Genomic DNA, 26,632 nt, shown 5'->3' on the forward strand with positions numbered 1-26,632 from the left:
CTACAGCTTCATCGAGACTGGCGCGCTGCCCAGGTGGTTTCAAGACCGGCAAGCGAAGATCGCTGAAGCTGCCGTTCCGCCACAACCAGGCGAGGAGGAGATTCGGGGCTATCACCGAGTTCTCTGGCTATTGCGCCAGCACTTCAAGCGGCTTCGTGTTGATCGCGCGAGGGCCGATGAGTGCATCGCAGAGATTTATGTGGCGCCTGACGGCACTCATTGGAGGCTTTCGGCGCACGTCACTCAAGGCGGTATGCACTTCACGAAGCTACCGGCTGGTGCTGAGTCTCACAGCTAGTGCCGCTCCGCTCCAGTGATGAGGTAAAAGCTCCTGCACTCGACTGGCCGGCTGTGTCGGCAGCTGCTCCAGCACGTCGCGCAGGTAGGCGTAGGGATCAAGCCCATTGAGCTTGGCCGCGTGGATCAGGCTTATCACCGCCGCAGCCCGCTTGCCCGCGTGCAAGCTGCCGGCGAAGAGTAAGCGGGCAGCCAAGTCATGTTGACATCGGACGCCGCGGCCTATGCCGGCAAGTGCGCTGTTGCCAGCTACGACCTGAGGGGCCCGAAGGCCAACTCATTCACTCGTAGTATTTGCCTGCATACATGATTGCAGCGGCTCGGAACCAGGTGTTCTCAACTTCGGTGGCATGCGGCGAAGAGCGATTCGATCCACAAGCTGCAGCAGCGCCTAGGTAGCCATCAATGGTTCCATGTTCCCAGCCAAGAGCTCCTGCCGAGTATGGGCTGCTCGGAGTGGTCTCTTCGATCTCACGCTCTTCGGAGTAGTCCCCTGCAAGCGCCGCCACGAAACTCCGGAAGGACTCTTCGTCGCGAACAGTCAGAAGTAGGGAATCAAGGTCCGTCGGCATCTTTGGAGGCAGATTGGGGAACAAAGGCTCGGGGATAAGCGCGCAAGGCACACACCTTCTGCAATGTACCGTCACGGCGCAGCTGGCGATGTCCACCGGTGAGGTAGTAACGCGTCAATGTCGCGGGCTCGCTGGTGAGGTAACCGTGTCAGCACGTCACGCAGGTAGACATACGGGTCATGCCCGTTGAGCTTCGCCGTCTGGATGAGGCTCATGATGGCCGCAGCGCGCTGCCCGGCGAGCAGCGTACCGGCAAACAGCCAGTTCTTGCGTCCCGTGGCCCAGGGCCTGATCTGCTGCTCGTCGAGGTTGTTGTCGATGGGCAAGGCGGGGTCGCCGAGGTAGCGCGTCAGCGCGGCCCAGCGGTTGAGGCTGTAGTCCATGGCCTTGGCGGTGGCTGAGCCATCCGGCACGCGCTGGCGCTGTTGCCGCAGCCACTGGTTCAGTGCATCGGCCAGCGGCCGGGCCGCTCGGCGGGCTTCAAGCCTGGCTTGGCTATCAGCGTTGACGGCCACTCGTTCCACCTCGTAGAGCTGGCCGAAGAACTTCAGCGCCTGCTCGCCGACCTGGCTGCCGTGATTGGCCCAGAATTCATGGAACTTGCGTCGGGCGTGCGCCATGCAGCCGACCTCCGTCACGCCCAGTTCGAAGCAAGCCTTGTAGCCGGCGAAGTCGTCGCATACGAGCTTGCCTTGCCAGCCAGGTCTGGCCGGCGTCCCCGGCAGGCCCAGGAAGTCGCGAGCGTGCTGGCCACCACGGCTGCCGGCGAAGTCGAAGACCACGGCCCACCTGGAACGGCAGATCAAACCGTGGGCCATGGGACGCAAGGCATGGCAGTTCGTGGGCTGTGAGCTCGCGGGCCAGCGCGCCGCCATCGTAATGAGCCTCGTGCAGTCGGCACGCATGAACGGGCACGACCCCTGGGCTTACCTGCGCGACGTGCTGCAGCGGTTGCCGACGCTGCTCAACACCCGGCTGGACGAACTACTCCCGCATCGCTGGAGACCGGCGCACGGCTGAGCGGATCAGGTTGATGCGTCAGTCAGGCCGTGCTCATTGAAAACGAGTCCGCTGCAGCGTTCAATGTGCCGGGCGAGTTCACCAGCTTGGTCCCGATCGCGGCACACCAACCCGAACATGGTCACATGAAGCTCCGCTGGCGGGTAAGGCCATTCGCTCAGACCCCAGACCTGCAACCGCTGCTCATCGAAGAGCTCTGCAAACTGCTGGAGCCACTCCTCAGGCCATGGGAACGGCAAGCCATCCTCAGGCATCGCTTGCAGATGAAGGACACCGCTGAACCAGCCGTACGGGTCGGTTGGTGAGCTAAAGATCGGAAGGTCAACGTGGATGGCAACCATAACGACTCCATCCTACATACCAGCGCGGTGCCGGATGCACAGAGGCCACGTAGGTGGCCACCCAACCTAGCCGCAGATGCTGCTCTGTCGCCAATCACCTTGAATGGCAAGGTGGTGCCGCTGGACGCTCACGCTCAACGCCAGGCTTGAGGAGCTACTCCCTCACCGGTGGCAACCATCAGGCGACGTCAGTACAGCTTCACTTCCAGGACGAGATGGGTGAGGCGATGATCAATTCCTAGAGCGGTCAGCTCGGTAGACAAGGCAGTGATGTCCTGTTGTCGAGTCCCGTTGCGGTAGCTTGAAAGCTCTCCCGTCTCCCAGAAGAACTCTCGCGGAATGATGATGTGGGCAAGGTCCCTATAGAGAAACGGCTGCCCCCAGACGCCGCTGTCCTTGATGAAGCCGGCATCTACGTCGTCGGCATGCGGCACCCCTGACTTCCAGTAGTTGACGTCGGTGGCCAGGCTCGTGAATGTCGTCCACGCACACCACGACAGGCTGCGTCCCGCATCCCGATCACCTGCGCCAAGTACGCGCGCGCAGGTCTCAAAGAACACCTTCCACTGCTGATCCGTCATCGCCCCTCCCCCGGACACCATCGCGGCCATCACCGAGCCTAGCTTCTGCCGCGATTGTCGATGTCAAGGTGGCGCGACCGTATGCTCACGCTGATGCTGCGTAAGCAGCCAGTGAACGCATGTTGACTGAAGGACGAGCGCACTGTCCGCACAGTGTCAGGCCCCGCCGTTGGCGAGATCTACGACGCCTTCCCTTGCTCAAGGATCTGGCCTCTGTACGCGCGCCACTTCTGCAGACTACGTGTCGGCTCGTCGGATTGCTCTAGGAAGCTTCCGTCTCCCAAATCAATTGCTTGACAGTCCATATGCTCGCAGAGCAGCAAGATGCCATCCACGATGCCATCGCCAGCGCGCACATGCAGCCCGAGGCTTTTAACTGGATCGTCCTTGCCTACGTTGAACTCGATCGAGCCAATCGCGCTGTCAAAAATGCCCCAGCGCGGATCAGTCCAGTCGGTCTCAGGGAAGACCGATGTGATGGCGGCCTGGACCTCTCTTAGCGAGCCTAGATCGGACGGCTGCTCGTCGTCCGGGATCTCCGCTACTGCTTGGTACCTCTGACTGAACTTGTACAGTGACACGTCCCAGGACATCGCGACTCCAGTAAATCGACGCACATGGTCGCGCGCCTGGCGCGTCCGCTCATACGAGCATTCTGGCTCGTCTGCGGGCCCTGTTTAGGCGCTACTGGGCGACCATTCTGACGCCGCCTAGGCCGCGCCCTCATGACCCTTGCGTGGCCCCCTCTCCACGCAATCTCTGAACGAGCTTCTTACCCCTCCTGTTCCCAGCGTTAGGGGGCGGTAGCAGCGTCGACGCCGGCAAGGCTGCGGCAGCCGCCTCCAGTTCACACCATAGCCATCCGACACGATTGGGGGAGATCTGGCGTGGCGGAGGCATGCGCCCCTCTCGCACTGCCCTCATGAATGTTGGGAGGCTCAAGGTGAGGGCGGCCGCGGCCTCCTCACGGGTGACCAGCAGCGGGGGCAACGCTCGCCCGGGGCGGTCGCCGGCCACTGATTTCACGCTTTCCATCCTGCTCTCCGCACCAATGATGGATCGATGGTGGCACGATCAACGCCGCAACCTTCCGAGGGGTTGCCCGAGCGCGAAACGCCTCGGCGCAAGTCCTAATCCGGCGCGTACCAAGCTGCGCACTGCGTACCGATTTCGTCTCCGGCGAAGGATCAATCATCCCGCTATGTGTGGGCCAAAACCGGTCAGAACAGTTGCGAAACTGCGCACTTAAGGCGGGGGCTTTCGAAGCAGAACGCCAGGATTCATGCGGGTTAGGTGCCTGGTTAGGCGCGTACGTGCAGTTCCGAAACTCAGCCGCCTATTCCGGTCGACTTGACCACCTGTGCCGGTTCAAGTTGACCGCGTCAGGGCCGGCCGGTTTAGGCTGAGGCTGTGTGAAAACCCTCCTGGCGATCTGACCGAGGCTGCCTAGATTCATCGTGTCGAACAGACATGGTGGAGGTGACGATGGCGCGATTCGTCGAAGGCCAGGGGCGACATCAAGTGACGCTGCTTCCCGAGTGCTTGGACGACTTCATCGCTGAAGACAATCCGGTCCGGGTCATCGATGCCTACGTTGAAGAGCTTGATCTCGAAGCGCTTGGCTTCGCTGGCGCCACGCCAGCGGCGACGGGCCGCCCGGCCTACCACCCCGCGGTCCTGCTCAAGATCTACATCTACGGCTATCTCAACCGTGTCCAGTCGAGCCGCAGACTCGAGCGCGAAGCACAGCGCAACATCGAGCTGATGTGGCTGACCGAGCGTCTGGCCCCAGACTTCAAGACCATCGCCGACTTCCGCCGCGACAACGGAAAAGGCATTCGCGGTGTCTGCCGTCGCTTCGTCGAGTTGTGCCGGCAACTGAAGCTTCTGAGCGCTGACGGCGTGGCGATCGACGGCAGCAAGTTCAAGGCGGTCAACAGCCGCGACCAGAACTTCACCGTCACCAAGATTGAGAAGCGGCGCCAGCAGATCGAGGAGAGCATCCAGCGCTACCTCGCGGCGCTCGACACCGCGGACAGGACGTTGCCGCTCATGGAGTTCGGTCCAAGGTATGCCCAGCTCAGCCACAAGCTTGATGGTCTGCGTGAGCAGATGCAGCGACTAGACGAGATGGAGCAGCACCTCCTGAAGCAGCCAGACAAGCAGGTATCCCTCACGGACCCGGACGCGCGCGCGATGGCGACCCAGGCCGCAGGCAGCGGCGTCGTGGGCTACAACGTGCAGGCAGCGGTCGACACCAAGCACCACTTGGTCGTGGCGCACGAAGTCACCAACATCGGCAACGACAGAGCACAGCTCAGCGGCATGGCGCTCGCGGCGCGGGAGGCGATGGGCAAGCCCGATCTGAAGGTCTACGCCGACCGGGGCTACTTCAACGCACCGCAGATCAAGCGTTGCGCGGACAACGGCATGAGGCCCTTCGTGCCCAGGCCGATGACCTCAAGCGCGAAGGCCGAGGGCCGCTTCGACAAGACCGACTTCGTCTACATCGCCAAGGACGACGAGTACCGATGTCCAGCGGGCGAGCGAGCCACCTATCGCTTCACGCGCGATGAAGACGGGCTGCAGATTCGTCGCTACTGGAGCAGCGCCTGTCCCGGGTGCTCGATGAAAGCTGAGTGCACGCCTTCCAAGCATCGCCGGATCTCTCGCTGGGAGCATCAGGAGGTGCTCTATGCCATGCAGCGACGACTGGACCGAAACACCGACGCGATGATGATCCGGCGAAGGACCGTGGAGCATGTCTTCGGAACGCTAAAGCACTGGATGGGCAGCACGCATTTCCTGATGCGCAGGCTTGGCAACGTCAGCACCGAGATGAGCCTGCAGGTCCTGGCCTACAACCTCAAACGGGTGATGCAGATCCTCGGCACCAAGAAGGCAGCGCAGGCGATGAGGCTGGTGGGCGCGTGAGCGCCTTTCTAGACTCGCATCGAAGCGCGGACGGCCCCAACCCCTCAAGCTCCGAGATTGACCCCGCAGAGCCTGCGGGCACCTCTCAGGGGCCATGTATGGCCCGTGCCCGGGGTACGTCTCAAATCAAACGCGTTTCCACACAGCCTCGGCTGGATGCGGTCATTCGCCGATGCACATGCCCCTGATAGCTTCAGACCCGTCGGCGATATTCAGAGTCCCGATTCCATCGCCGAGACGCGGTCGCTCAAGCGGCGGGCTGCGCTAGCTGCTCTGTCCCTGAGCGAAGGGCGTCGATGCTTGCGAAGGCAATGGCCAGCGCCTCGTCAGAGCACGGCATGTCGAGGTCGATGCCAGTTTGTTGCTTGACGTGATTCAAGACATCGCTCCGCCTCACTGCGAGCTTATTGGCGACATGGAGCGCGCACGAACGGGCATGCGACGCGCGATGTTCAAGCGGCACCGTGGTGTCGGCGACCTTTCGACGATGAGTGCTGTAGGACATGGTCTGGAGACTTACTCGAGCCGTGGACCTGACGCCGTGGACGGTCGGCTTCTGACCGGCGGCTGTCCGACGAGTTGCCAAGTCTAATGTCCGCCTACGCTGCAGAGCGGCATTCCGGTCAGGACCAGCAAGGCGGTCAGGGCGGGCAAGCGTGCCGATCAATCGTGACCAGCGCCAGCACTCAGCGACCGTCGCATGGCACTTCGGCTCTCAATCAGCGCGTTGACCAGTTGAGTTCACCCCTTCCCGGTATGCCCACGCCACTACGCCTGGAGCGGGCATCAGTTGCTGCGGATAGGCACGCCCCACGCCGAGCTGTCGCATCTCTGCCTCATTGCCGAGGATCCTTCACGGCATTGCTTCACGCGGACACCCGGAAGGTGGACTGCCTCCTTCGAGGTCGGTTGTCGCCACCGCTCCCGATCTTTAGGGTGCGGTCTGTACCGATCCAAGAAGGCCAGGGAGGCCCGATTTCCGATGTTGTTCAACGTTAGACCGCGCGTGTCCATGCGCCTGCTGGGCGGCGCCATGATGGCGCTGCTGCCGATTTCGGCTTTCGCCGCCGAGCCCGAAGACCTCAACGCCGCGATGCTAAGCAAGATGGACTGGCCCGATGGCCGCCCGTTCTTCGGTTGGGGGGCGTCTCATAAGAAGGCTGTGGAGGTATGGAACGAGTCCGCGGGACGCTCGTACACCGAGCTCCCGTCGCCGCCCAGTCCCGATCGCAGCCGCATCGTGCACCGTTCGATTTCCGAGCCGCGCCCGGTTCCCGCGGCGGCGCTCGCCGTGCTGAAGTCCGCGACTCCGGAGACCGGCTGGTTCGAATATTGGGTGAGAACGCGCGTCGAGCCCATCAACGGCGCGAGCGCCAAGCGCATGTACTCGACGGCCGACCGCCGCCTGGTGCGCTGCGAACCGGCATTGATGGTCGGTGCCGCCAAGCTTCACTTCGCGTCGCTGGATGCGACAGGCGAGCCGTACGACACCACAGCCAACTACGGCAAGGCGGAGCGAATCCCGGCGGCGACGATCGGCATGAACGAGCAGCTGCGCCACGAGTACCGCACGATCTGCGGCCCGGTACTGGCAGCTGCGTACGGCGCCGATCAGGTAGACGCGCGCGTCCAGGTCAATCTGGCGCCGCCCAAGCCCACCGGACTCGTGTCCTCGTTGACGCCCGAGCAGCAGTTGAAGCTCATCGCCGACATGCGCGCGCTGTTGAAGCTGCCTCCGGCCGAGCCGGCGGATCGGGCGGCTTCCGGTGCCGTCGCCGCCGACATGCCTGCAAGCGCGGCGTCGTCGGTCGAGGCGGTCGCTGCGCCGCCCGCCGAAGCGCTCACGGCAACCGGGTCCAGATCCGCACCGACTGGCGCGGCCGAGGCGAGCGCTCCGCCGTCTGACGCCGCACCGGCCGAGCCGCTGCCGCTGGGCAGCGCGAAGGCGCGCCTGCGCCTGTTCGCGCAGAACGGCACGGCGGTCAGCCTGACCAACGAGGCCTCTTGCGTCGCCCCGGGTGGCATGGGTGAAGCGAGCTCGAACTTGCTGAAGAACCTGGCGTCGGCGATGCATGTGGCCTCCAATGAAACGCTGGGCATGCCCGAATCCACCACGACGCGGCGCCTGTCTGAGCGCTCCGGCGTGGCCTCGAAGGCGTACTTCATGGAGCGGGCAATCACCGCCGAAATGCCGGTTTCCGTGAACTTCACGTTCGCCGCCAACAACCAGACGTGCCCGAGCGTCGCGGTGAGCTTCGTACCTGAAGCTGGCGGGGACTACGAGAGCAAGCTGGACGTCGGTTATGGCTACTGCTTCGTAAGCGTGGGACGCATCACCCCGTCGGGCGCCGTAGTGCCGGTGCGCGTGACGTCGGCGCCGGCGTGTCCGCCGGAGAAATGATTTCCGCAGGGCGTCCGTGTCCAACATCGCCATGGCCCACGGCATCAACGTCAACTGGGTGTTCAAGTGGCGCCGCGAACATTGCAAAGCTCTGGGTAATAGCCAAGGACCAGCGCCGGCGCCGGCGCCGGCGCTCCTGCCAATCACGCTTGCCTCGGCCACCCCGGACAGAGCAACTGGCACCATGGGCGCTCCTCAGGCGGCCAACTCCCCTCGGCGAGGTGGTTGTTGGTGTGCCGCTTCTGCCGGACATTTAACGCTGTATGAACCCACAGTCGAACCCGAGGACCTGATGGCGCATGGACGGGTTGCCAGAAATCGAGTGAGCCGCCCTAGGGAACAGCATGTCTGCCTAGGCGGCGTTAGCTGTCTTCCGAGAACACGTTAGGAACCTTACCCACCCTATGGACAAGAAGCGCCGCAAGGAACTGAAGAACGAGGGGAAGCGCCTTGTCGAGGAGTACTCCCAGCGTGTTCGAGAGAGGTTGCATAGGCGAAACCCGTTTCCTGTTGGTGATCCGAACTGGGTTGCCAATTTGCAGGCTGAGTACGAGATCAATCGCCACTACCGAAAGAACAAGCTTGAAGTCCTTCGGGAAGAAGTGGCCACCGAGAACGCCGATCTTCGCGTTTTGGGCTTCAAGTTCGAGGAAAACTTGTTTCCGCGGGCCGGCCAATATGTCCTATGTCATGCGTGTCGCTGCCTGGTTCCTACCGCCTGTGCGCATGCCATGGGCTGCGAGTGCCGGGCAGTCACAATCAGTCCGGAGGCTCGTCATGCAGTCCTCCCTCCACCTGATCTCTACTCGGTTGTGGAGCTCATAGGGAGAGGCCCGAATCGAAAGCAGAGCTATACGTTTCCATGGAACAAGCGGTAGAGCATCAGGCGGCTAACCCCTCCATCGAGCGGACAGCCGCCGGCGAGCCGGCATCTGCCGCTTATGTCGAACGTTAGCTCTCATAAGAGACTCTCATCGGAGAGAACTGCTGCGCACGATCGCTGCTAGCGCGGTGATGCTGAGTTGGAGGCTTGCAATGGGTCAAAGCGAGCGAGGGGCACTACCTCGCCTGGTCCTCCCGAACCTGCTGTGGTCGATGAGTGAACCGATTCCCCAGTCGATTTCCGATCTCATCGATGCAACGTCTGACTACGCCCTGGCGCTGGGGGAGAAGGCTGATCTCAAGCAGCTCGAAGTCGAGTTTCCCGGGCGCTCGCTCGACGTCCACTTCAGTACTTGGGACCGACCGAGCGACACTGACGGATGGATTGAGACGAAGAAAGTCATTGCGATCCGCTTTGACCACAATCCTTCATACGCGGCCATACTGCTCGAGCTTCACAAGGCCACTCACGCCTGCCTCAGTCGAAGCGACAAACACTTCTTCGAAGGCCTGGAATTACTGAGCGAAGGGGAAGCGGGTGCGGCACCTGCGCCGGCTTACTGTCTCTGCCTCGGAAGCTAGTTCACCCGCGGAGAGTCCAGATGTCGTCCGCCGGAGCTAACCCTTCCATCGGGCAGACGCCTTCCAGCGTGCTTCGCATGCTTCCAGTCGCCGCTCATGTCGAACGTTATGCAGCATGACTGAAAGAGTCGACCTGATCCGCCAGCTCATTCCGCTGTGGTACGCCGAGATGGCCTGGGCGAAGCAGTTGATCGTCCGAGCCTTCCAACTGGAGAAACCCGACGACATCCTGGGCATGCGGGGCCGGCGGCCGATTCCAGGAACCAACTGGACCGTATGCACTCACGGCATTGGGGTTGATGTCTACAAGACGCCGGCGACTGGAGGGATTGATTTCGACTTTGACAAACCCGATCCGGACGTCTGGCGACTGCAGCTCTTCTTTGAGAAGCAACTGAACGATGGCGCGCTGAACTACGACGTGTATCGAGAGCTAGCCGAGAACGAGGAGCTTCTAGTGGCCTCGATCAAAGAGGCGCTCAATGCTGCGTAACCTGCCATTGGAGCGGACCGCCTTCGGCGTCCGCTCACCTTCACGTCAGGCACCCATGGGCACGCGCGAGCGGCTCACTGAGGCAGCGAAGGCAGTCGATTTCCAATCGCAGTTCAAGTTCGTTGAGCCGCATCGATAACCTGACTTCCCAGCACGCTTAGTCAGCGGGTGATGATCTCCCGATGCATCGGCGCGAGCAGCGCCAGCAAGCGGTTCTGCACGGCGAAGGGCACCCGCTGTTCTTCCATCGCGAACTGCAAGTCCTCGACCAGTGCATTGAAGTCGGCCTTGTTCAGCGCGAGGTGGGCATGCGACTTCGCCATCGTCTCGCCTTCGTAGACGCAAGGGCCACCGCTGAGCTGGCAGAACTGCTTGCGGATCGACTCCTTCAGCGCCTTCGGATTGACGCCGTCGAACTTCTGCTTGATGCGCTCGTCGGCGTAGGCGCGATCGATCATGCCGTCGACGATGCGGGCGATGCCGGCGTCACCGCCCAGCGCGCGATACAGCCCGTCGTCCGCCGCACCAGCGGTCGACGCGACGATGGCGCCGATCAGGAGCGCCAGCGCCCCCGTCATCCATAGCCTTCGAACCGAGCGCATGCTGCGGACCTCCTGGTCGAGTGAGTCGTCGGACACGGCGATGCCGCGTTCAATGGGCCGTCAATAGGCGAGCTGGATCGAGCCGTAGACGCCGCGTTGGCGACGCGGCTGGATTCCCGGCACGACGCGGCCGAGGTCCACATAGGCGGCCGTCAACGACAAGTGCTTGTTGGGCGCCCAGGCGACGAACACATCCTTCCAGTCGTCCTCGCGGAGCGCGTCGCCCAGGATCGATGGGTTGAGCTTGTCGGGTTTGACGCGGTACTCGACGCCGACCGCCCATTGCTTGTTCAACAGGTACGCGACCGACACCTCCGGCACCAGCGAATAGCTGCTGTTGGCCGTCCCGCCGAAGCCCAACAGGCCGTTCTGGTTGGCGCGCGTGGCGCGCAACGTCAGGTTGACCAGCGTGCTTTGCGCCAGGAACAGCTTGGTCGCGCTCAGGTAGACATCGACGCCATGGCGCTTCGCGCCCAGCGCGCTCAGCGTTGGTGCCAGGCCGCCCGCATCGAGGTGCTTGTATTCGATGCCCAGAGCGATCTGCGGCATCCAGGTGTCGGCGTCGAGCACCGCATCCCCGCCGAGTCGCACTTTCGCCCCGAGGATCGTCTGCTTGAGCCGAAGGCCCGGCAGCCCGAGGGCCGCGCCCGTGGCGCCCGCACTGAAGTCCTGCTTGGCGATCGACAGCTCGGCGCGCTCGCCGAAGGCCACGACGGCGCCGTAGCCGGAGAGGCTGTAGTCCTGCACCGGCAGGCGCGTGAAGTACGCGGTCGCGCCGATCTGGCCCGTGGTCGCATAGCTGCCGGTCACGGCCCACGGCGACAAACCACCCCCGGCTGCGCCATCGATGCTGCTCACACCGCCGGTCAGCAGCAGCTTGCCCTGCGCCTGCGCGACGCAGGCCAGCGGTGCGGCCAGCAGCCATGGAGCGATCCATCGAAGCAGCAACTGCGTCATAGCCGAAGACCGCGGCAAGATCGCTGGCGTCCCGCCGCCACTCACCAGGCGCCGGTGTTGGCCATCGAGATCCAGGGCTCGGCCGGCGGCAGTGCCGGACCGTCCTGCAACAGCTCGATCGAGATGTTGTCGGGCGAACGCACGAAGGCCATTCGACCATCGCGCGGCGGGCGGTTGATCGTGACGCCCGCGTCCATGAGGCGTTGGCAGGCGGCATAGATGTCCGGCACGGCATAGGCGACGTGACCGAAGTTGCGCCCCCCGGTGTAGACCTCGGGATCCCAGTTGTAGGTCAGCTCGATCTGGGCGTCCTCGTCGCCGGGCGCGGCCAGATAGACCAAGGTGAAGCGGCCGGCCTCATGCTCGCTGCGGCGCACCTCCTGCAGCCCCAGGGCATCGCGGTAGAACTTCAGCGAGGCGTCGAGATCGGTCACTCGGACCATGGTGTGCAGATACTTCATGAGCGGTTGGCGGATGGCGTTGGGAATGAGGATCGACGCAAGGTCGGACGGCGCATTGTGGCCGCGCGGCGAACGGTCTGCATGCCCCGGGGACATGTGCGACAGCCGCCTCCGTCGACACCGGTGCCGAAATGAAGAAGGCCCGCGTCGGCGGGCCTTCGTGCGAGCGGGAAATGCGGCGGGCGTCAGATCGCCTGGGGCGTGGCGTCGCCGCCCTGCGCCTGCTGGGCGGCCTGGGCCAGGCGTTGCGTCAGCTCCTTGCGGAAGCGGTTCAGCTCCTGGACGCTGGCGAAGCTGCGCTCCATCAGCAGGCTCATGTTGTGCAGGATGCGCTCGACGACCTTGTTCTCCCAGACGCTGTCGAACTGGATCTGCTTGTCCAGCCAGCGCTCCAGCCATTCAGGATCCGGCAGGCGGCTCTGGATCGTGTCGCGCGGGAACAGCTTGGCGTTCACATGCAGGTTGGTCGGGTGCAGCGCCTGGGCGGTGCGGCGCGCGCTGGCCATCAGCACGCCGACCTTCGCGAACGCGGCCTTCGCCTCGTCGCCGAACTTGCTCATCGCACGCTTCATGTAGCGCAGATAGGCGCCGCCATGGCGGGCTTCATCGCGCGACAGGGTTTCGTAGATCGCCTTGATGACCGGCTCGGTGTGCCATTCGGCGGCGCGGCGATACCAGTGGTTCAGGCGGATCTCGCCGCAGAAGTGCAGCATCAGCGTCTCCAGCGCCGGGGCCGGGTCGAATTCAAAGCGCACCTCGTGCAGCTCGGCCTCGGTCGGCACCATGTCCGGACGGAAGCGGCGCAGGTATTCCATCAGCACCAGCGAATGCTTCTGCTCCTCGAAGAACCAGACGCTCATGAACGCGGAGAAATCGCTGTCGTCCTTGTTGTCGCGCAGGAACATCTCGGTGGCAGGCAACGCGGACCACTCGGTGATCGCGTTCATCTTGATCGTGCGCGCCTGGTCGTCAGTGAGCTTGGACGCGTCGAACTTGTCCCACGGGATGTCCGTGTCCATGTTCCAGCGCACGGCCTCGAGTTGCTTGAAGAGTTCTGGGTAAAGCATCTGTCTGCGTCCTGTTAAGCGCGGCGGATTCTACCGGTCGCACCATGACAATCCCTTACGGCATCGGCACGTGGGGCGATCTGGCCTAATCCCGCTTCGAACCGACCTCACACCGCGTTCGCTTATTACGCAGCAGCACGCCCGTTCGGATTCACCGATCCTGGAGACACACCCCATGAACAAGTCCTTCGGTTTCCTCCTGCGGCGTGCCGCCTTCGCCGGCCTCGCAGTGGTGTCCATGGCATTGGCATCGACCACCGCCCATGCCGCGCCCGCGGCCGAGCCCTCCACCACGGGCGCAGCCTGTCCTGAACTGTTGAACCGGCAAATGCCTCGCCTGCAGGACGAGAAGCCACAGGCGCTGTGCCAGTACGCCGGCAAGGTGGTCCTGGTGGTCAACACGGCAAGCTTCTGTGGCTACACCCCCCAGTACAAGGCACTGGAAACCGTCTCCGCGCGCTATGCGGACAAGGGCCTGGTGGTGCTGGGATTTCCATCCGGTGATTTCGGCAACCAGGAGTACGGCAGCAACAAGGAGATCGCCGAGTTTTGCGAGAACACCTTCAATGTGAAATTCCCGATGTTCAGCAAGAGCAGTGTCGCGGCTGGAAAAGCCGATCTGAACCCGCTGTTTGCTGACCTGGCCAAGCGCACCGGTCAGGCGCCGAAGTGGAACTTCCACAAGTACCTGATCTCGCGCGACGGCAAGCAGGTCATGAGCTTCGCGTCCGGCGTGAGCCCGGACAGTTCGACCTTTACTCAGGCCGTGGAGAAGCTGCTGGCGCAGCCGCAGTGAGAGGCCACGTCGGAGAAAATCGAAAAACCTGCGCCCTCTCCTCCGAGGAAGCTTGTAAAAGCTGAATGAAAAGCGCGGGAGGAGGCAATCGGCACGCCTGTGGCGAAGGGCCTTCATCACCCTGAAAACTGTCCCGGCTAGCCGGGACAGCAGTGACAGTTGCTCACGTATTTGTCGCTCGGTGGGATGACTTCCGCGCCGATGCGCTGCACCATAACGACTCGATCAACACATCGCTGGTGACAAACGCGAGCGACGCCGCCCGATAACAGCGCTCACTTTGAGCTGACTTAAACAGGGCAGATGGCGCAGCAGCGTTGGAGGGCATTCCGGGGGTTTACACCGATCCCATCAGCGATGGGAGTACAGTCGACGCAACCACTTTCAGCCGCAAGACCTGCTTCTTCGTGAAGCTGCAATCCCGAGGCCTTTCTCCTCCTCCTCCCTCCCTCCCTCGTTGGCCAGGGGCGTCTTGAGGCTACTTTTCTTCCCAGGGCTTCCGCTTCGCGGAAGCCCTTTGTCTTTCTGCGGCGCCCGGATGAAAAAAAGCGCGCCGCTCGGGCGCGCCTCGTTCCGTTGAGGGGTCGGTCAGGCCAGCCAGCCCTTGCGGCGGAAATAGATGAACGGCGCGGCCACCGATGCCACCATCAGCCCGATCGCGAAAAAGTAGCCGTACTTCCAACGCAGTTCGGGCATCGCCTCGAAGTTCATGCCATAGACGCTGGCGATCAGCGTTGGCGGCAACAAGGCGACGCTCGCGACCGAGAAGATCTTGATGATCTTGTTCTGGTTGATGTTGATGAAGCCGACCGTGGCGTCCATCAGGAAGTTGATCTTGTCGAACAGGAAGGCGGTGTGCGAATCGAGCGAGTCGATGTCGCGCAGGATCTGGCGCGATTCCTCGAACTGTTCGGCATTGAGCATGCGGCTGCGCATCATGAAGCTGACCGCGCGCCGCGTGTCCATCACGTTGCGCCGGATGCGGCCGTTCAGGTCTTCCTCGCGCGCGATCGCCGCCAGCACCTGACCGGCCTCGGTGTCGTTGACGTCCTTCTTCAGGACGCGCGCGCTCACCTTCTCCAGGTTGTCGTAGATGCCTTCGAGCACATCGGCGGAGTATTCAGCATCGGCGTCATAGAGCTTGAGCAGCACGTCCTTGGCGTCCTCGATCAGCGCCGGGATCCGGCGAGCCCGCAGGCGCAGCAGCCGGAACACCGGCAGATCCTCGTTGTGGATCGAGAAAAGCACGTTGTCGAAGAGGATGAAGGCGACCCGCACGTTGCGGGGCGCTTCCATGTCGTCGATCAGGAAGTCGGAGCGAATGTGCAGCTCGCCGTTGTCTTCTTCGTAGAAGCGAGCCGATTCCTCGAGATCCTCGTCGACGATGTCCTCGGGAATTACCAGATGGAAGCGTTCGCGGATCCAGTCCTTTTCCTCCGGCGTCGGGGACTGCAGATCGACCCAGACCGGGTTGCGGTCCGCGCCGGCGAGCGAGAGCAGTTCGGCGGCGTTGGAAATCTCTTCCTGGACCATGCCCCCCTTGAGGCGGCCATTGTCCAGCGTGAACACATTCAGCATGCGGATCCTTCGTCGGCGGTGCGCGCTCGGGCGAACGCGCAAGCCGGAGTGCGCGTTGACGGACCCATCGGGGGTCGCCGCGGCGCGAAAGTTGCCAGGAGCGGGCGACGCCATGCGGCGCGCCAAGGGTCGAGGTGGCCCGTCTCACTCCGGACAAGCGTCGCGGCGGCGTTGGATGCGGTGGAGCAGAACGCTCAGGGGCTGCGGCGGATTGACGCTGGAGTGGACGGCCACCGAGGGTGGTCGCTGTCCAAGGGGGACTCCAGTAATCGGGACGCGGGATTATCACATCGCGTCTCAAGAGGCGGCAAGGAAGGTCGGCCCGGTCGGCCCGCGCCGCACAACATCCAGCATTCCAGCACGGAGCTCGCCCTCCTGCAAGGCGGGAATATTCGCCCCCAAACTTGCTTTCCATCACTTGCCGAGGCTGAGGATCGGGAGCAGACTGGACTCGTCTTCTTCATCGTTTTCGCCTCAGAACCCGCATGCCATCGGCCCTCGCGGCCATCCGGGTCCCTCGCGGACCGCTCACCCGTCACGCCGTTTCAGAGACTCCATCCGCTTCCCCCGCGTCTCCAGCACCATGCCGGCGACGTGCCGACCGACCCTCACCGACTCCCCACCTCACCAAGACCCTGCCCGCTCTTTTTCCCGCGGCAACGACCGCCGACTCCGACTCTGTTTCCGACCAAGCCCTTGTGAAAGGAGGCTTTATGAACCTGACCATCAGCGGCCACCATCTCGAAGTGACACAGGCTCTGCGCGAATATGTGCTGAACAAGCTCAGCCGGGTGCTCCGCCACTTTGACCAGGTCGTGGACGTCAACGTCCTGCTGACCGTGGAAAAGCAAAAGGAAAAGGATCGACGCCAACGCGCTGAAGTCACGCTGCATGTGAAGGGACGGGAAATCTTCTGCGAGCACTCGAACGGGGATCTCTACGCGGCCATCGACGAGCTGATGGACAAGCTGGACCGACAAGTCTGCCGCCACAAGGATCGGGTGCAGAACCACCACCATGAATCGGCCAAGCGCATGGACTTGAGCGCCGGATAACCGATCTCCGCGAAGCTGGCGGCGCCTTCAGGCCTCGTCGGAATCGCGCCGGATCCCCAGGGATTACCCGGGGATCACCCGCAAGGCGGCCCATCGGGCCGCCTTTTTGCCGAGAATTGTTGCAATGCAACACCAGGGGAGACGTTTTCACAGAAGCGTCGCATCCGTCACACCCCCCGTCGGTAGCGGGATTCCTATAATCCTGTCCCTCAACCCCCGAATCTGCGCACCACTGGCGCGCAGGCTGCTTCCCCAGCTCGCCGGTCGACATGGCCGGTAAATGCCCGATGAACCGTCTCGCCGCCATCCTTCCCGCCAGCAACGTGCTGGTCGATGTGGACGCTTCCAGCAAAAAGCGGGTCTTCGAACAGGCCGGGCTGCTCTTCGAGAACAACCATTCGATCTCCCGCGCGGCAGTCACGGACAACCTGTTCGCCCGCGAGCGCCTGGGGTCCACCGGTCTGGGGCATGGCGTCGCGATCCCGCATGGCCGCATCAAGGGCCTGAAGAACCCGCTGGCCGCGGTGCTGCGCGTGCAGCAACCCATCGGCTTCGACGCACCGGACGACGAACCGGTCACGCTGCTGATCTTCCTGCTGGTGCCCGAGGCGGCGACACAGAGACACCTGGAGATCCTGTCCGAGATCGCCGAGATGCTGTCCGACCGCGAACTCCGTGAACGCCTCAAGACCGAGGCCGAGGCCGCCACCGTGCATCGCCTGATCGCCGATTGGGAACCGCTGAAGTCGGTGGCCTGAACGGCCCAGCGCCTCGAGACGATCACCCCACCTCCAGCAGCCACGCCACTTGAAAGCCACCTCCATCAGCGCGGACCGGTTGTTCGAGGAGCACCGCGAGGCCTTGCGTTGGGAGTGGATCGCCGGGCATGCGCATCCTGAACGCCGCTTCGACGAAGCCGCGCTGCGCGACGCGCAGTCGGCCGCCGACCTGGTCGGCTACCTGAACTACATCCATCCCTATCGCGTCCAGATCGTCGGACGGCGTGAGGTCGCCTACCTGAGCCAGGCCTCCGGCGACGTGCTGGACCGCCGGATCTCGCGCATCGTGACGCTGGAGCCACCGGTCATCATCGTCGCGGACGACCAGGTGCCGCCGGACCGGCTGGTCGCGATGTGCGACCGCGCCGAGATCCCGCTGTTCACGACGGCCGAGAGCGCCGGCCATGTCATCGACCTGGTGCGCGCGTACCTGGCGCACGTCTGCGCCAACCGCACGACGCGGCACGGCGTGTTCATGGACATCCTGGGCCTGGGCGTGCTGCTGACCGGCGAATCGGGGCTCGGCAAGAGCGAGCTCGGTCTGGAATTGATCAGCCGTGGCCACGGCCTGGTGGCGGACGATGCGGTCGACTTCTTCCGGATCGCGCAGACGGCCATTGAAGGTCGCTGCCCCGAGCTGCTGATGAATCTCCTGGAAGTCCGCGGCATCGGCCTGCTGGACATCAAGGCCATCTTCGGCGAGACGGCGGTGCGCCGGAAGATGCGGCTCAAGCTGATCGTGCACCTGGTCCGCAAGGAGACGATGGAGCGGGACTTCGAGCGCCTGCCCTACGAGCCGCTCTACGAGGACGTGCTGGGCATGCCCGTGCGCAAGGTCGTGATCGCCGTGGATGCGGGCCGCAACCTGGCGGTGCTGGTCGAGGCCGCAGTGCGCAACACCATCCTGCAATTGCGCGGCATCGACACCTACCGCGAGTTCGTCGAACGCCACCAACGCGCGATCGAGCAAGGCCTGAACGACAACAACTGAGCGCCAGGCGCGTCGGTCGCAGACGCATGAAGAAGGGGCTCCGCGGAGCCCCTTGTCGTTGACGTCCCGCGCGCCGGGCCTGGTCAGCGGGCCAGCTTGTGCGGGCAGTCCTTCTTGACGCAGTTCGCATACAGCGCGAGCGAGTGCTCCTGCAGCTGAAAACCGCGTTCTTGCGCGATCGCATGCTGGCGTTCCTCGATCTTCGGATCGTAGAACTCCTCGACGAAGCCGCAGGTCAGGCAGACGAGATGGTCGTGGTGATGACCCTCATTGAGCTCGAAAACCGCCTTGCCCGACTCGAAGTGGTTGCGCGACAGCAGGCCGGCTTGCTCGAACTGCGTCAGGACGCGATAGACGGTCGCCAGGCCGATGTCGGCGCGTTCATCGAGCAAAGCTTTGTAAACGTCCTCGGCGGTCATGTGCCGCTGCTGGGCGGTCTGGAAGATCTCGAGGATCTTGATGCGGGGCAGCGTGGCCTTGAGCCCGCTGTTCTTGATTTCGTCTGACCGGTTCATGGGGTTTGCGCCTGCGGGGAAGCGTGGGTGCGTGCCGCTAGAATCTCGCGATCATAGCCCTTGCGCCTCGGCCAATCCGCGCCATGTCATTGAATTCCCGTATCGCCTGCATTGCCCGCCGGAACGTCTCCGGCGCCGCGATGGCAGGCCTGGTTGTCGGTCTCCTGGCGCTGGGCGGCTGCTCGCAAATGCCGAAGTTCGACGCGCTCTCGGTGAGCGGCGACAAGGTGCTGGGCCTGGTGACGCCCTACCGCGTCGAGATCGTCCAGGGCAACGTGGTCACCAAGGAACAACTGGCCGCGGTCAAGCCGGGCATGACCCGCGTCCAGGTGCGCGATGTGCTTGGTTCGCCGCTGCTCACCGACGTCTTCCACGAGTCCCGCTGGGACTACGTGTTCACGATCCGACGCCAAGGGGCCGCGCCGCAGAACCGCCACATCCTGCTGACCTTCGACGGGGACCAGCTGTCCAAGATCGATGCGCCGGACGACCTGCCGACCGAGAAGGAATTCATCGCCTCGATCAACACGCTGAAGGTCACCGGCAAGGAACCCAAGCTGGAGCTGACCGAAGAGGAGCGCAAGGCATTGCCTCCGCCGGTGCGCACCGCTGCCGCCTCGGCGCCGGAGCCGATGGGCCCGACCCGCGATTACCCGCCGCTGGAGCCGCGTCGATGAGCCGTCTGCGGATCGCGATCACCGGCGCATCCGGCCGCATGGGCCGCATGCTGATCGAGGCGGTGCTCGCCGCCGACGATCTCGAACTGGCCGCCGCGCTCGACCGCGACGGCAGCCCCACGCTCGGCCAGGATGCCGGCGCGTTCCTGGGCCAGACCACCGGCGTGGCGATCACCAGCGATGTGCGGGCCGCCCTGTCGCAGGCCGACGTGCTGATCGACTTCACCCGTCCCGAGGGCACGATGGCGCACCTCGCGCTGTGCGCCGAACTGGGCGTGCGCACCGTCGTCGGCACCACCGGCTTCAGCCCCGACGACAAGACGAAGATCGGCGAATACGCCCAGCGCGCCGCCGTCATGATGGCGCCCAACATGAGCGTCGGCGTCAACGTCGTCTTGAAGCTGCTGGCGCAGGCATCGAAGGCGCTTTCGCACGGATATGACATCGAGATCGTCGAAGCCCACCATCGCCACAAGGTGGACGCGCCCAGCGGCACCGCGCTGAAGATGGGCGAGGTCGTCGCCGAGGCGCTCGGCCGGGACCTGAAGACCTGCGCGGTCTACGGCCGCGAAGGCGTCACCGGCGAACGCGACCCGTCGACGATCGGTTTCGCGACGGTCCGCGGCGGCGACGTCATCGGCGACCACACGGTGATGTACCTGGGCATCGGCGAGCGCATCGAGATCAGCCACAAGGCCTCGAGCCGCGCGACCTTCGCGCAGGGCAGCCTGCGCGCGGCGCGCTTCCTGGGCGAGCGCAAGACCGGGCTGTTCGACATGAACGACGTGCTCGGCATGGCTTGAGCGCGACGCGCTCGATCACCGGCGATCGACGAACGACGCGATGACCGAACTGATCCATCTCTGGCAAGCGGGCGACGGTGTCGCCCGTTTCGTTTCCCTGCTGCTGCTGGCGATGTCGGTGTGCAGCTGGGTGCTGATCTTCTGGCGCAGCTGGACACTGGCGCGAGCCCGCGCCGACCTGGGCCGCGGGCTGCCGGTGTTCTGGGCCGCGCCCGACCTGGGCCAGGGGCGTGAGCACCTGAAGCCGCTCGACCGCGGCGCGCTGATGCTGCCGCTGATCGACGCCGCGATGCAGGACAGCGCGCCGGGCACCCTGGCCGCGACCGCGCGCAGGACGTCGCAACTGACGCGCCGTCTGCGCGACGCGCTGCATGCCGTGCTGGGCGGCCTGAATCGCGGCCAGGTCATGCTGGCGACCATCGGCGCGACCGCGCCCTTCGTCGGTCTGTTCGGCACGGTCTGGGGCATCTACCACGCGCTGCTGAGCATCTCCTCGACCGGCAACTTCAGCCTGGACAAGGTCTCGGGCCCGGTCGGCGAAGCGCTCATCATGACTGCCGCCGGCCTGGCGGTGGCCATCCCGGCGGTGCTGGCCTACAACCTGTTCGGCAAGTGGGTCGCCGCCTGCGAGGCGGACCTCGAGGGCTTCGCGCACGACCTGCGCGAGCTGATCGACGAGGCGTGAGCGCCGCCCGTCCGACCTGAACTGATGCCATGAAGTTCGGCCGCCTGGAACGCCGTGAAGCGCCCAAGCCGATGGGCGAGATCAACATGACGCCGCTGATCGACGTCATGCTGGTGCTGCTGGTGATCTTCATCATCGCCGCGCCGCTGATGGGCAGCGCGTTGAAGCTGGACCTGCCCAAGAGCGACGCCGCCGCGCCGGGCCCGGGCGCCAGGTTCATCGCCCTGGCGATCACCCCCGAGGGGGCCTACCTGCTGGGGGAAGACCAGCTCGACGCCAAGGCGGTGCGCGAGCGCCTGGTACAGCTGGCCGGGCGCCAGCCCGACGCCGAACTGCGCTTGAGCGCCGACCGGACCGTGCCCTATGGCAAGGTCGCCCAGTTGATCGGCTGGGCGCAGAAGGCCGGGCTGAACCGGATCGCCTTCGTCGCAGAACAGGGCGAGGGCAGCGAGGCTGCCGACGCCGCGCCCGCCCCCGCGCCTGCCACGAAGCGCTGATCGCTCACCCCCGCAGGGTGGCGCCCGCCGGGAGGGATGGGCGGCGGCGCGCGGCCTCCTACAATCGGCGGCTACGTTGCCCGAGCCACCATGAACGAGAAATACGCTCCCTCCGAGGTCGAACAGGCCGCCCGCGACCACTGGAACGCCTGCGACGCCTACCGCGTCGTCGAGGACGCGTCCAAGCCGAAGTTCTACGCCTGCTCCATGCTGCCCTACCCGAGCGGCAAGCTGCACATGGGCCATGTCCGCAACTACACGATCAACGACATGTTGACCCGTCAGCTGCGCATGAAGGGCTACAACGTGCTGATGCCGATGGGCTGGGACGCCTTCGGCCTGCCGGCCGAGAACGCGGCGATGAAGAACAAGGTGCCGCCGGCCGCGTGGACCTACGACAACATCGCCTACATGAAGTCGCAGATGCAGGCGATGGGCCTGGCGATCGACTGGTCGCGCGAGATCGCCACCTGCAAGCCGGACTACTACCGCTGGAACCAGTGGCTGTTCCTGAAGATGCTGGAAGCGGGCATCGCCGAGCGTCGCACGCAGGTGGTGAACTGGGACCCGGTCGACCAGACCGTGCTGGCCAACGAGCAGGTCATCGACGGCAAGGGCTGGCGCTCCGGCGCGACCGTCGAGAAGCGCGAGATCCCCGGCTACTACCTGAAGATCACCGACTACGCCGAGGAACTGCTGGCCGCGGTGGCCGATCCGTCGGACAAGAACTTCCTGTCGGGCTGGCCCGAGCGGGTGCGCCTGATGCAGGAGAACTGGATCGGCAAGAGCGAGGGCGTGCGCTTCGCCTTCCCGCATGCGATCCGGGGCGAGGACGGCCAGCCGATCCAGGACGGCCTGCTGTACGTCTTCACGACGCGCGCCGACACCATCATGGGCGTGACCTTCTGCGCCGTGGCGCCGGAGCATCCGCTGGCCGCTCACGCCGCCAGGACCAATCCCGCGCTGGCCGCCTTCATCGAGGAATGCAAGCAAGGCGGCACGACCGAGGCCGAACTGGCCACGCAGGACAAGAAGGGCCTGGCGACCGGGCTGTTCGTCACGCACCCGCTGACCGGCGAGCAGGTCGAGGTCTGGGTCGGCAACTACGTGCTGATGAGCTACGGCGATGGCGCGGTGATGGGCGTGCCGGCGCACGACGAGCGTGACTTCGCCTTCGCGAAGAAGTACGGCATCGCGATCAAGCAGGTGGTCGCCGTCGAGGGCGAGACCTACTCGACCGACGCCTGGGCCGAGTGGTACGGCGACAAGCAGCGCGGCGTGTGCGTCAACTCCGGCGCACTGGACGGGCTGACGCACAAGCAGGCGGTGGACAAGGTGGCGGAGCTGGTCGGCACCAAGGGCCTGGGCGAGAAGAAGACGACCTGGCGCCTGCGCGATTGGGGCGTGAGCCGCCAGCGCTACTGGGGCACGCCGATCCCGATCATCCATTGCGACAGCTGCGGCCCGGTGCCGGTCCCCGAGAAGGACCTGCCGGTCGTGCTGCCGGAGGACTGCATTCCCGACGGCAGCGGCAATCCGCTGAACAAGCGCGCGGACTTCCTGAACTGCAGCTGCCCGAAGTGCGGCGCCGCCGCCAAGCGCGAGACCGACACGATGGACACCTTCGTGGACAGCTCGTGGTACTTCATGCGCTATTGCGATGCGACCAATCCGGAGCAGATGGTCGCCAACGGCACCGACTACTGGATGCCGATGGACCAGTACATCGGCGGCATCGAGCACGCGATCCTGCACCTGCTGTATGCGCGCTTCTGGACCAAGGTGATGCGCGACCTGAAGCTGGTGAAGATCGACGAGCCCTTCACCAAGCTGCTGACCCAGGGCATGGTGCTCAACCACATCTACTCGCGCCGCGGCGAGAAGGGCGGCATCGAGTACTTCTGGCCGCACGAGGTCGAGAACCAGTTCGACGCCAGCGGCAAGATCGTCGGCGCCAAGCGCAAGAGCGACGGCTCGATGGTGGACTACGAGGGCGTGGGCACGATGTCCAAGTCCAAGAACAACGGCGTCGATCCGCAGGAGCTGATCAACGAGTACGGCGCCGACACGGCCCGCCTGTTCGTGATGTTCGCGTCCCCGCCGGAACAGACACTGGAGTGGAACGACTCGGGCGTCGAGGGCGCGCATCGCTTCCTCAAGCGGGTGTGGGGCTTCGGCGCGAAACACGCCGAGGCGATCAAGGCGGGCGGCGCCGATTTCGCCGCGCTCAACGACGACGGCAAGGCGCTGCGCCGCGAGGTGCATCTGGTGCTCAAGCAGGTCTCGTACGACTACGAGCGCATGCAATACAACACCGTCGTGTCGGGCGCGATGAAGCTGCTGAACGCGCTGGAGGGCTTCAAGGCCGAGGGGCAGTCGGCCGCGGTGCGTGAAGGCTTCTCGGTCTTGCTGCGCGTGATCTACCCGGCCTGCCCGCACATCGCGCACGCCCTGTGGACCGAGCTGGGCTTTGCTGCCGAGCTGGGCGAACTGCTGGACGCGCCCTGGCCGCAGGTCGACGAAGGCGCCCTGGTGCAGGACCAGATCGAACTGATGCTGCAGGTCAACGGCAAGCTGCGCGGCTCGATCAAGGTTGCCGCATCGGCGGACAAGGCCACCATCGAGGCCGTCGCACTCGCCAATCCCGAGTTCGAGAAGTTCGCCGAAGGCAGGACGCCGAAGAAGGTCGTCATCGTGCCGGGCCGCCTCGTCAACGTGGTGGTCTGACGCCATGAAGCGCCGCGACCTGCTGTCGTTCGCCTCCTTCGGTGCGCTGGGTGCCGCCGGCCTGCTTACGGGCTGCGGCTTCGAGCTGCGCAAGGAGCCGGTCTATCACTTCAAGACGCTGGCGCTGACCGGCTTCGTGCCGCACTCGCCGCTGGCGCAGGAACTGCGCCGCCAGGTGCAGCGCAGCACGGTGCGCCTCGTCGAGGATCCCAACCGTGCCGACGTCATCATCGATGCCGAACGCGAGGTGCGCGACAAGACCTCGGTGGCGACGACCGCCGCGGGGCAGATCACGGAATGGCAGCTGCGTCTGTCGCTGGACTACTCGCTGCGCACGGCCGGCGGCGACATCCTGCTGCCGCGCACCGAGCTGCGGCTCACGCGTGACATGAACTACAGCGAAAGCGCCGCGCTGGCCAAGGAGCAGGAAGAGGCCTCGCTGCAGAAGGCGATGCAGGTGGAGGCTGTCGGCCTGCTGCTGCGCCGCCTGGCGGCGGTCCACCTGCCCAACTGAACGCCGACAGGACCCGCGGATGCAGATCAAGGGCGAGGCGCTGGCCGGCCAGTTGGCCAAGGGGCTCAAGCCGGTGTACGTGGTGCACGGCGACGAGCCGCTGCTGGCGCAGGAAGCCGCCGACGCACTGCGCGCCGAGGCCCGCCGGCAGGGCTACAGCGAACGCCAGGTGTTCACCGTCAGCGGCGCCTACTTCGACTGGGCGCCGGTGATCGCGGCCTCGCAGGCAATGAGCCTGTTCGCCGACAAGCAGCTGATCGAGATCCGCATTCCCACCGGCAAGCCGGGCAAGGACGGGTCCGAGGCTTTGCAGCGCTACGTCGATGGCCTCCCGCCGGACGTGCTGACCTTGGTGACGCTGCCGCGGCTGGACAAGACGCAGCTGAGCAGCGCCTGGTTCACCGCGTTGGACGGCGCCGGCGTGTCGGTGAAGGTCGATCCGGTCGAAAGACGCGAGTTGCCGGCCTGGATCGCCCGGCGCCTGCAACTGCAAGGCCAGTCGGTGGCCGCCGGGGCCGACGGCCAGCAGGCGCTGGAGTTCTTCGCCGATCGGGTCGAAGGCAACCTGCTCGCCGCCCACCAGGAGCTGCAGAAGCTCGCGCTGTTGCACCCGCCGGGCGAGCTCAGCCTGCAACAGATCGAGGCGGCGGTGCTGGACGTGGCGCGCTTCGACGTCTTCAAGCTCAGCGAAGCGCTGCTGGGTGGCAAGGTCGGCCGCGTGCTGCGCATGCTCGAAGGCCTGAAGGCCGAGGGCGAGGCGGCGGTGCTGGTGCACTGGACGATGGCCGAGGACATCCGCGGCCTGAAACGGGTCCACGACGCCGTGGCGGCGGGCAAGCCGCTGCCGATGGCGCTGCGGGAATCCCGCATCTGGGGGCCGAAGGAGCGCCTGTTCGAGCGCATCGTGCCGCAGCTGCACGGTGCAGCCCTGACGCGACTGGTGGTGGCCGCACAGACCTGCGACGGCATCGTCAAGGGTCTGCGCCATCCCGAATGGCCCACCGACCCTTGGGAGGCCCTGGGGCGTCTGGCCCTCATGTTGGAGCAAGCCCTGCGTCCGCCGGCACAGAAAAACCGCTATGGTTGACGACATCTCGTCCACCTGGCGTCGCCGATGAGCCTGCTCCGCTCCGCAGCCCTGTCGACCGGCCGATCCGGTTCCTTCGCTTCCTGTCCGTCCGCCGACGGCTCGCGATCGCCGGGCGGGCGGAGCGCCTTGCCGCGGCAAGCGCTGGCGGCAAAGCGGCTGGCCGCGCTGACGATCATGCTCGCCGGCGCCTCCGTGACGCAGGCAGCGGATTGGACGATCCAGGTCCGCGATGCCGCCGGCACGCCCGTGCCGAACGCCGCCGTCGCCGTCGAACTCAAGGGCCAGCCGGCCAAGCCCGCGGTCGGCGCGTCGGCCACGCTGGCCCAGCGCGACCGCCAGTTCCAGCCACAGCTGCTGGTGGTGCAGACCGGCACCGCGGTGAACTTCCCCAACTTCGACACCGTCCGGCACCACGTCTATTCCTTCTCCCCGACGAAGAAGTTCGAGCTCAAGCTGTACTCGGGGACACCGGCCGAGCCGGTGGTCTTCGACAGGCCGGGCGTCGCGCAGCTGGGCTGCAACATCCATGACCGGATGAGCGCTCACGTCGTCGTGGTCGACACGCCGCTCTTCGGCATCACCGACGCCAAGGGCGAAGTGACGCTGAATCTGCCGCCCGGCGAGCACCGCGTGCGACTGTGGGCGACGCGCATGGGCAATGCCGGTCCGAACTCGCAGCCGCTGGTCGTCGCCGCAGGCGCCCCCGGCGTGCTCAAGATCGACCTCAAGGACTGA

Annotated in this window: 27 protein-coding genes and 3 pseudogenes; 18 read left to right on the forward strand and 12 right to left on the reverse strand. The window is 64.9% G+C overall.

Annotated elements, in window-relative coordinates; translation table 11 throughout:
• Positions 1–268 precede the first annotated feature (268 nt).
• Both CS062_RS02285 and tnpC read right to left on the reverse strand, forming a co-directional pair.
• Positions 269–478, reverse strand: a pseudogene (locus CS062_RS02285) (transposase domain-containing protein); the annotation flags it as partial.
• Between the two features lie 462 nt (positions 479–940).
• A pseudogene (gene tnpC / locus CS062_RS02290) lies at positions 941–1,654 on the reverse strand (IS66 family transposase); the annotation flags it as partial.
• A 7-nt stretch (positions 1,655–1,661) separates the two neighbouring features.
• Between tnpC and CS062_RS02295 the strand changes: the two are divergent.
• Positions 1,662–1,889 (forward strand): annotated as a pseudogene (locus CS062_RS02295) (transposase domain-containing protein); the annotation flags it as partial.
• 5 nt (positions 1,890–1,894) lie between these two features.
• Here CS062_RS02295 and CS062_RS02300 read toward each other — a convergent pair.
• The 3 genes from CS062_RS02300 to CS062_RS02310 all read right to left on the reverse strand — a co-directional run bounded on the left by CS062_RS02300 (position 1,895) and on the right by CS062_RS02310 (position 3,404).
• Positions 1,895–2,230, reverse strand: coding sequence for a hypothetical protein (locus tag CS062_RS02300; RefSeq protein WP_099859853.1), 336 nt, complete (start codon positions 2,228–2,230; stop codon positions 1,895–1,897).
• Positions 2,231–2,418: 188 nt separating this feature from the next.
• A complete protein-coding gene (locus CS062_RS02305) occupies positions 2,419–2,841 on the reverse strand; it encodes a hypothetical protein (protein WP_233217874.1) in 423 nt (140 codons plus the stop codon).
• A 149-nt stretch (positions 2,842–2,990) separates the two neighbouring features.
• Positions 2,991–3,404 carry a hypothetical protein gene (locus tag CS062_RS02310; RefSeq protein ID WP_099859854.1) on the reverse strand — a complete coding sequence of 138 codons (414 nt, stop codon included), beginning with the start codon at positions 3,402–3,404 and terminating at the stop codon, positions 2,991–2,993.
• An 892-nt stretch (positions 3,405–4,296) separates the two neighbouring features.
• Here CS062_RS02310 and CS062_RS02320 point away from each other — a divergent pair.
• Positions 4,297–5,745 carry an IS1182 family transposase gene (locus CS062_RS02320; RefSeq protein ID WP_099859973.1) on the forward strand — a complete coding sequence of 483 codons (1,449 nt, stop codon included), beginning with the start codon at positions 4,297–4,299 and terminating at the stop codon, positions 5,743–5,745.
• 247 nt (positions 5,746–5,992) lie between these two features.
• Here CS062_RS02320 and CS062_RS25695 read toward each other — a convergent pair whose 3' ends face one another.
• A complete protein-coding gene (locus CS062_RS25695; protein WP_143742227.1) occupies positions 5,993–6,250 on the reverse strand; it encodes a hypothetical protein in 258 nt (85 codons plus the stop codon).
• Positions 6,251–6,727: 477 nt separating this feature from the next.
• Between CS062_RS25695 and CS062_RS02325 the strand changes: the two genes are divergently transcribed.
• From CS062_RS02325 to CS062_RS02335, 4 genes are all read left to right on the forward strand, one after another.
• A complete protein-coding gene (locus CS062_RS02325) occupies positions 6,728–8,146 on the forward strand; it encodes a hypothetical protein (protein WP_143742228.1) in 1,419 nt (472 codons plus the stop codon).
• A gap of 404 nt (positions 8,147–8,550) precedes the next feature.
• Positions 8,551–9,024, forward strand: a complete 474-nt coding sequence (locus CS062_RS26720) for a hypothetical protein (protein WP_233217875.1) — start codon at positions 8,551–8,553, stop codon at positions 9,022–9,024.
• A gap of 217 nt (positions 9,025–9,241) precedes the next feature.
• Entirely contained in the window at positions 9,242–9,610 is a 369-nt protein-coding gene (locus CS062_RS02330; protein ID WP_143742229.1) for a hypothetical protein, read from the forward strand.
• Positions 9,611–9,725: 115 nt separating this feature from the next.
• Positions 9,726–10,103: a DUF6896 domain-containing protein gene (locus CS062_RS02335; RefSeq protein ID WP_099859858.1), complete on the forward strand. Its 378-nt coding sequence runs from the start codon at positions 9,726–9,728 to the stop codon at positions 10,101–10,103.
• A 161-nt stretch (positions 10,104–10,264) separates the two neighbouring features.
• Here CS062_RS02335 and CS062_RS02340 read toward each other — a convergent pair whose 3' ends face one another.
• The 4 genes from CS062_RS02340 to CS062_RS02355 form a co-directional block, all read right to left on the reverse strand.
• On the reverse strand, positions 10,265–10,741 hold the full coding sequence (locus CS062_RS02340; RefSeq protein ID WP_233217876.1) for a group I truncated hemoglobin: 477 nt from the start codon (positions 10,739–10,741) through the stop codon (positions 10,265–10,267).
• Between the two features lie 24 nt (positions 10,742–10,765).
• Positions 10,766–11,662 (reverse strand): DUF3034 family protein, encoded by an 897-nt coding sequence (locus CS062_RS02345; RefSeq protein WP_099859860.1) that lies wholly within the window; start codon positions 11,660–11,662, stop codon positions 10,766–10,768.
• Between the two features lie 41 nt (positions 11,663–11,703).
• Positions 11,704–12,123, reverse strand: coding sequence for a VOC family protein (locus tag CS062_RS02350; protein ID WP_099859974.1), 420 nt, complete (start codon positions 12,121–12,123; stop codon positions 11,704–11,706).
• Positions 12,124–12,308: 185 nt separating this feature from the next.
• Complete coding sequence (locus CS062_RS02355; protein ID WP_099859861.1) at positions 12,309–13,190, reverse strand: ferritin family protein; 882 nt, start codon at positions 13,188–13,190, stop codon at positions 12,309–12,311.
• Between the two features lie 175 nt (positions 13,191–13,365).
• Between CS062_RS02355 and CS062_RS02360 the strand changes: the two genes are divergently transcribed.
• Positions 13,366–13,986, forward strand: a complete 621-nt coding sequence (locus CS062_RS02360; RefSeq protein WP_099859862.1) for a glutathione peroxidase — start codon at positions 13,366–13,368, stop codon at positions 13,984–13,986.
• Positions 13,987–14,574: 588 nt separating this feature from the next.
• Here the strand turns inward: CS062_RS02360 and corA are convergent.
• Positions 14,575–15,564, reverse strand: coding sequence for a magnesium/cobalt transporter CorA (corA, locus tag CS062_RS02365; protein WP_099859863.1), 990 nt, complete (start codon positions 15,562–15,564; stop codon positions 14,575–14,577).
• Positions 15,565–16,277: 713 nt separating this feature from the next.
• Between corA and hpf the strand changes: the two genes are divergently transcribed.
• From hpf to hprK, 3 genes are all read left to right on the forward strand, one after another.
• Entirely contained in the window at positions 16,278–16,619 is a 342-nt protein-coding gene (gene hpf, locus CS062_RS02370; protein WP_091730788.1) for a ribosome hibernation-promoting factor, HPF/YfiA family, read from the forward strand.
• Between the two features lie 287 nt (positions 16,620–16,906).
• On the forward strand, positions 16,907–17,377 hold the full coding sequence (gene ptsN / locus CS062_RS02375; protein WP_091730784.1) for a PTS IIA-like nitrogen regulatory protein PtsN: 471 nt from the start codon (positions 16,907–16,909) through the stop codon (positions 17,375–17,377).
• 49 nt (positions 17,378–17,426) lie between these two features.
• On the forward strand, positions 17,427–18,389 hold the full coding sequence (gene hprK, locus CS062_RS02380) for an HPr(Ser) kinase/phosphatase (RefSeq protein ID WP_091730781.1): 963 nt from the start codon (positions 17,427–17,429) through the stop codon (positions 18,387–18,389).
• An 83-nt stretch (positions 18,390–18,472) separates the two neighbouring features.
• On the opposite strand, the gene fur is transcribed toward hprK, so the two are convergent.
• A complete protein-coding gene (gene fur / locus CS062_RS02385) occupies positions 18,473–18,904 on the reverse strand; it encodes a ferric iron uptake transcriptional regulator (RefSeq protein WP_099859864.1) in 432 nt (143 codons plus the stop codon).
• An 83-nt stretch (positions 18,905–18,987) separates the two neighbouring features.
• Here fur and CS062_RS02390 point away from each other — a divergent pair, with 83 nt between their 5' ends.
• The 8 genes from CS062_RS02390 to CS062_RS02425 all read left to right on the forward strand — a co-directional run bounded on the left by CS062_RS02390 (position 18,988) and on the right by CS062_RS02425 (position 26,632).
• Positions 18,988–19,581, forward strand: coding sequence for an outer membrane protein assembly factor BamE (locus tag CS062_RS02390; protein ID WP_199174153.1), 594 nt, complete (start codon positions 18,988–18,990; stop codon positions 19,579–19,581).
• The gene (gene dapB / locus CS062_RS02395) at positions 19,578–20,384 is read left to right on the forward strand and encodes a 4-hydroxy-tetrahydrodipicolinate reductase (RefSeq protein ID WP_099859866.1); all 807 of its coding nucleotides are present in this window, start codon (positions 19,578–19,580) and stop codon (positions 20,382–20,384) included. Before CS062_RS02390 ends, dapB begins: the two co-directional genes overlap by 4 nt.
• Positions 20,385–20,424: 40 nt before the next feature.
• Entirely contained in the window at positions 20,425–21,069 is a 645-nt protein-coding gene (locus CS062_RS02400) for a MotA/TolQ/ExbB proton channel family protein (RefSeq protein ID WP_099859867.1), read from the forward strand.
• A 29-nt stretch (positions 21,070–21,098) separates the two neighbouring features.
• Positions 21,099–21,566 (forward strand): ExbD/TolR family protein, encoded by a 468-nt coding sequence (locus tag CS062_RS02405; RefSeq protein WP_099859868.1) that lies wholly within the window; start codon positions 21,099–21,101, stop codon positions 21,564–21,566.
• A gap of 90 nt (positions 21,567–21,656) precedes the next feature.
• On the forward strand, positions 21,657–24,293 hold the full coding sequence (leuS, locus tag CS062_RS02410; RefSeq protein ID WP_099859869.1) for a leucine--tRNA ligase: 2,637 nt from the start codon (positions 21,657–21,659) through the stop codon (positions 24,291–24,293).
• A gap of 4 nt (positions 24,294–24,297) precedes the next feature.
• Positions 24,298–24,807 (forward strand): LPS-assembly lipoprotein LptE, encoded by a 510-nt coding sequence (locus tag CS062_RS02415; protein WP_099859870.1) that lies wholly within the window; start codon positions 24,298–24,300, stop codon positions 24,805–24,807.
• Positions 24,808–24,826: 19 nt separating this feature from the next.
• Positions 24,827–25,894: a DNA polymerase III subunit delta gene (holA, locus tag CS062_RS02420; RefSeq protein ID WP_099859871.1), complete on the forward strand. Its 1,068-nt coding sequence runs from the start codon at positions 24,827–24,829 to the stop codon at positions 25,892–25,894.
• 129 nt (positions 25,895–26,023) lie between these two features.
• Positions 26,024–26,632, forward strand: coding sequence for a methylamine utilization protein (locus CS062_RS02425; protein WP_143742230.1), 609 nt, complete (start codon positions 26,024–26,026; stop codon positions 26,630–26,632).

Source organism: Roseateles chitinivorans (assembly GCF_002761755.1).
In the GTDB taxonomy this organism is placed as follows: domain Bacteria; phylum Pseudomonadota; class Gammaproteobacteria; order Burkholderiales; family Burkholderiaceae_C; genus Roseateles; species Roseateles chitinivorans.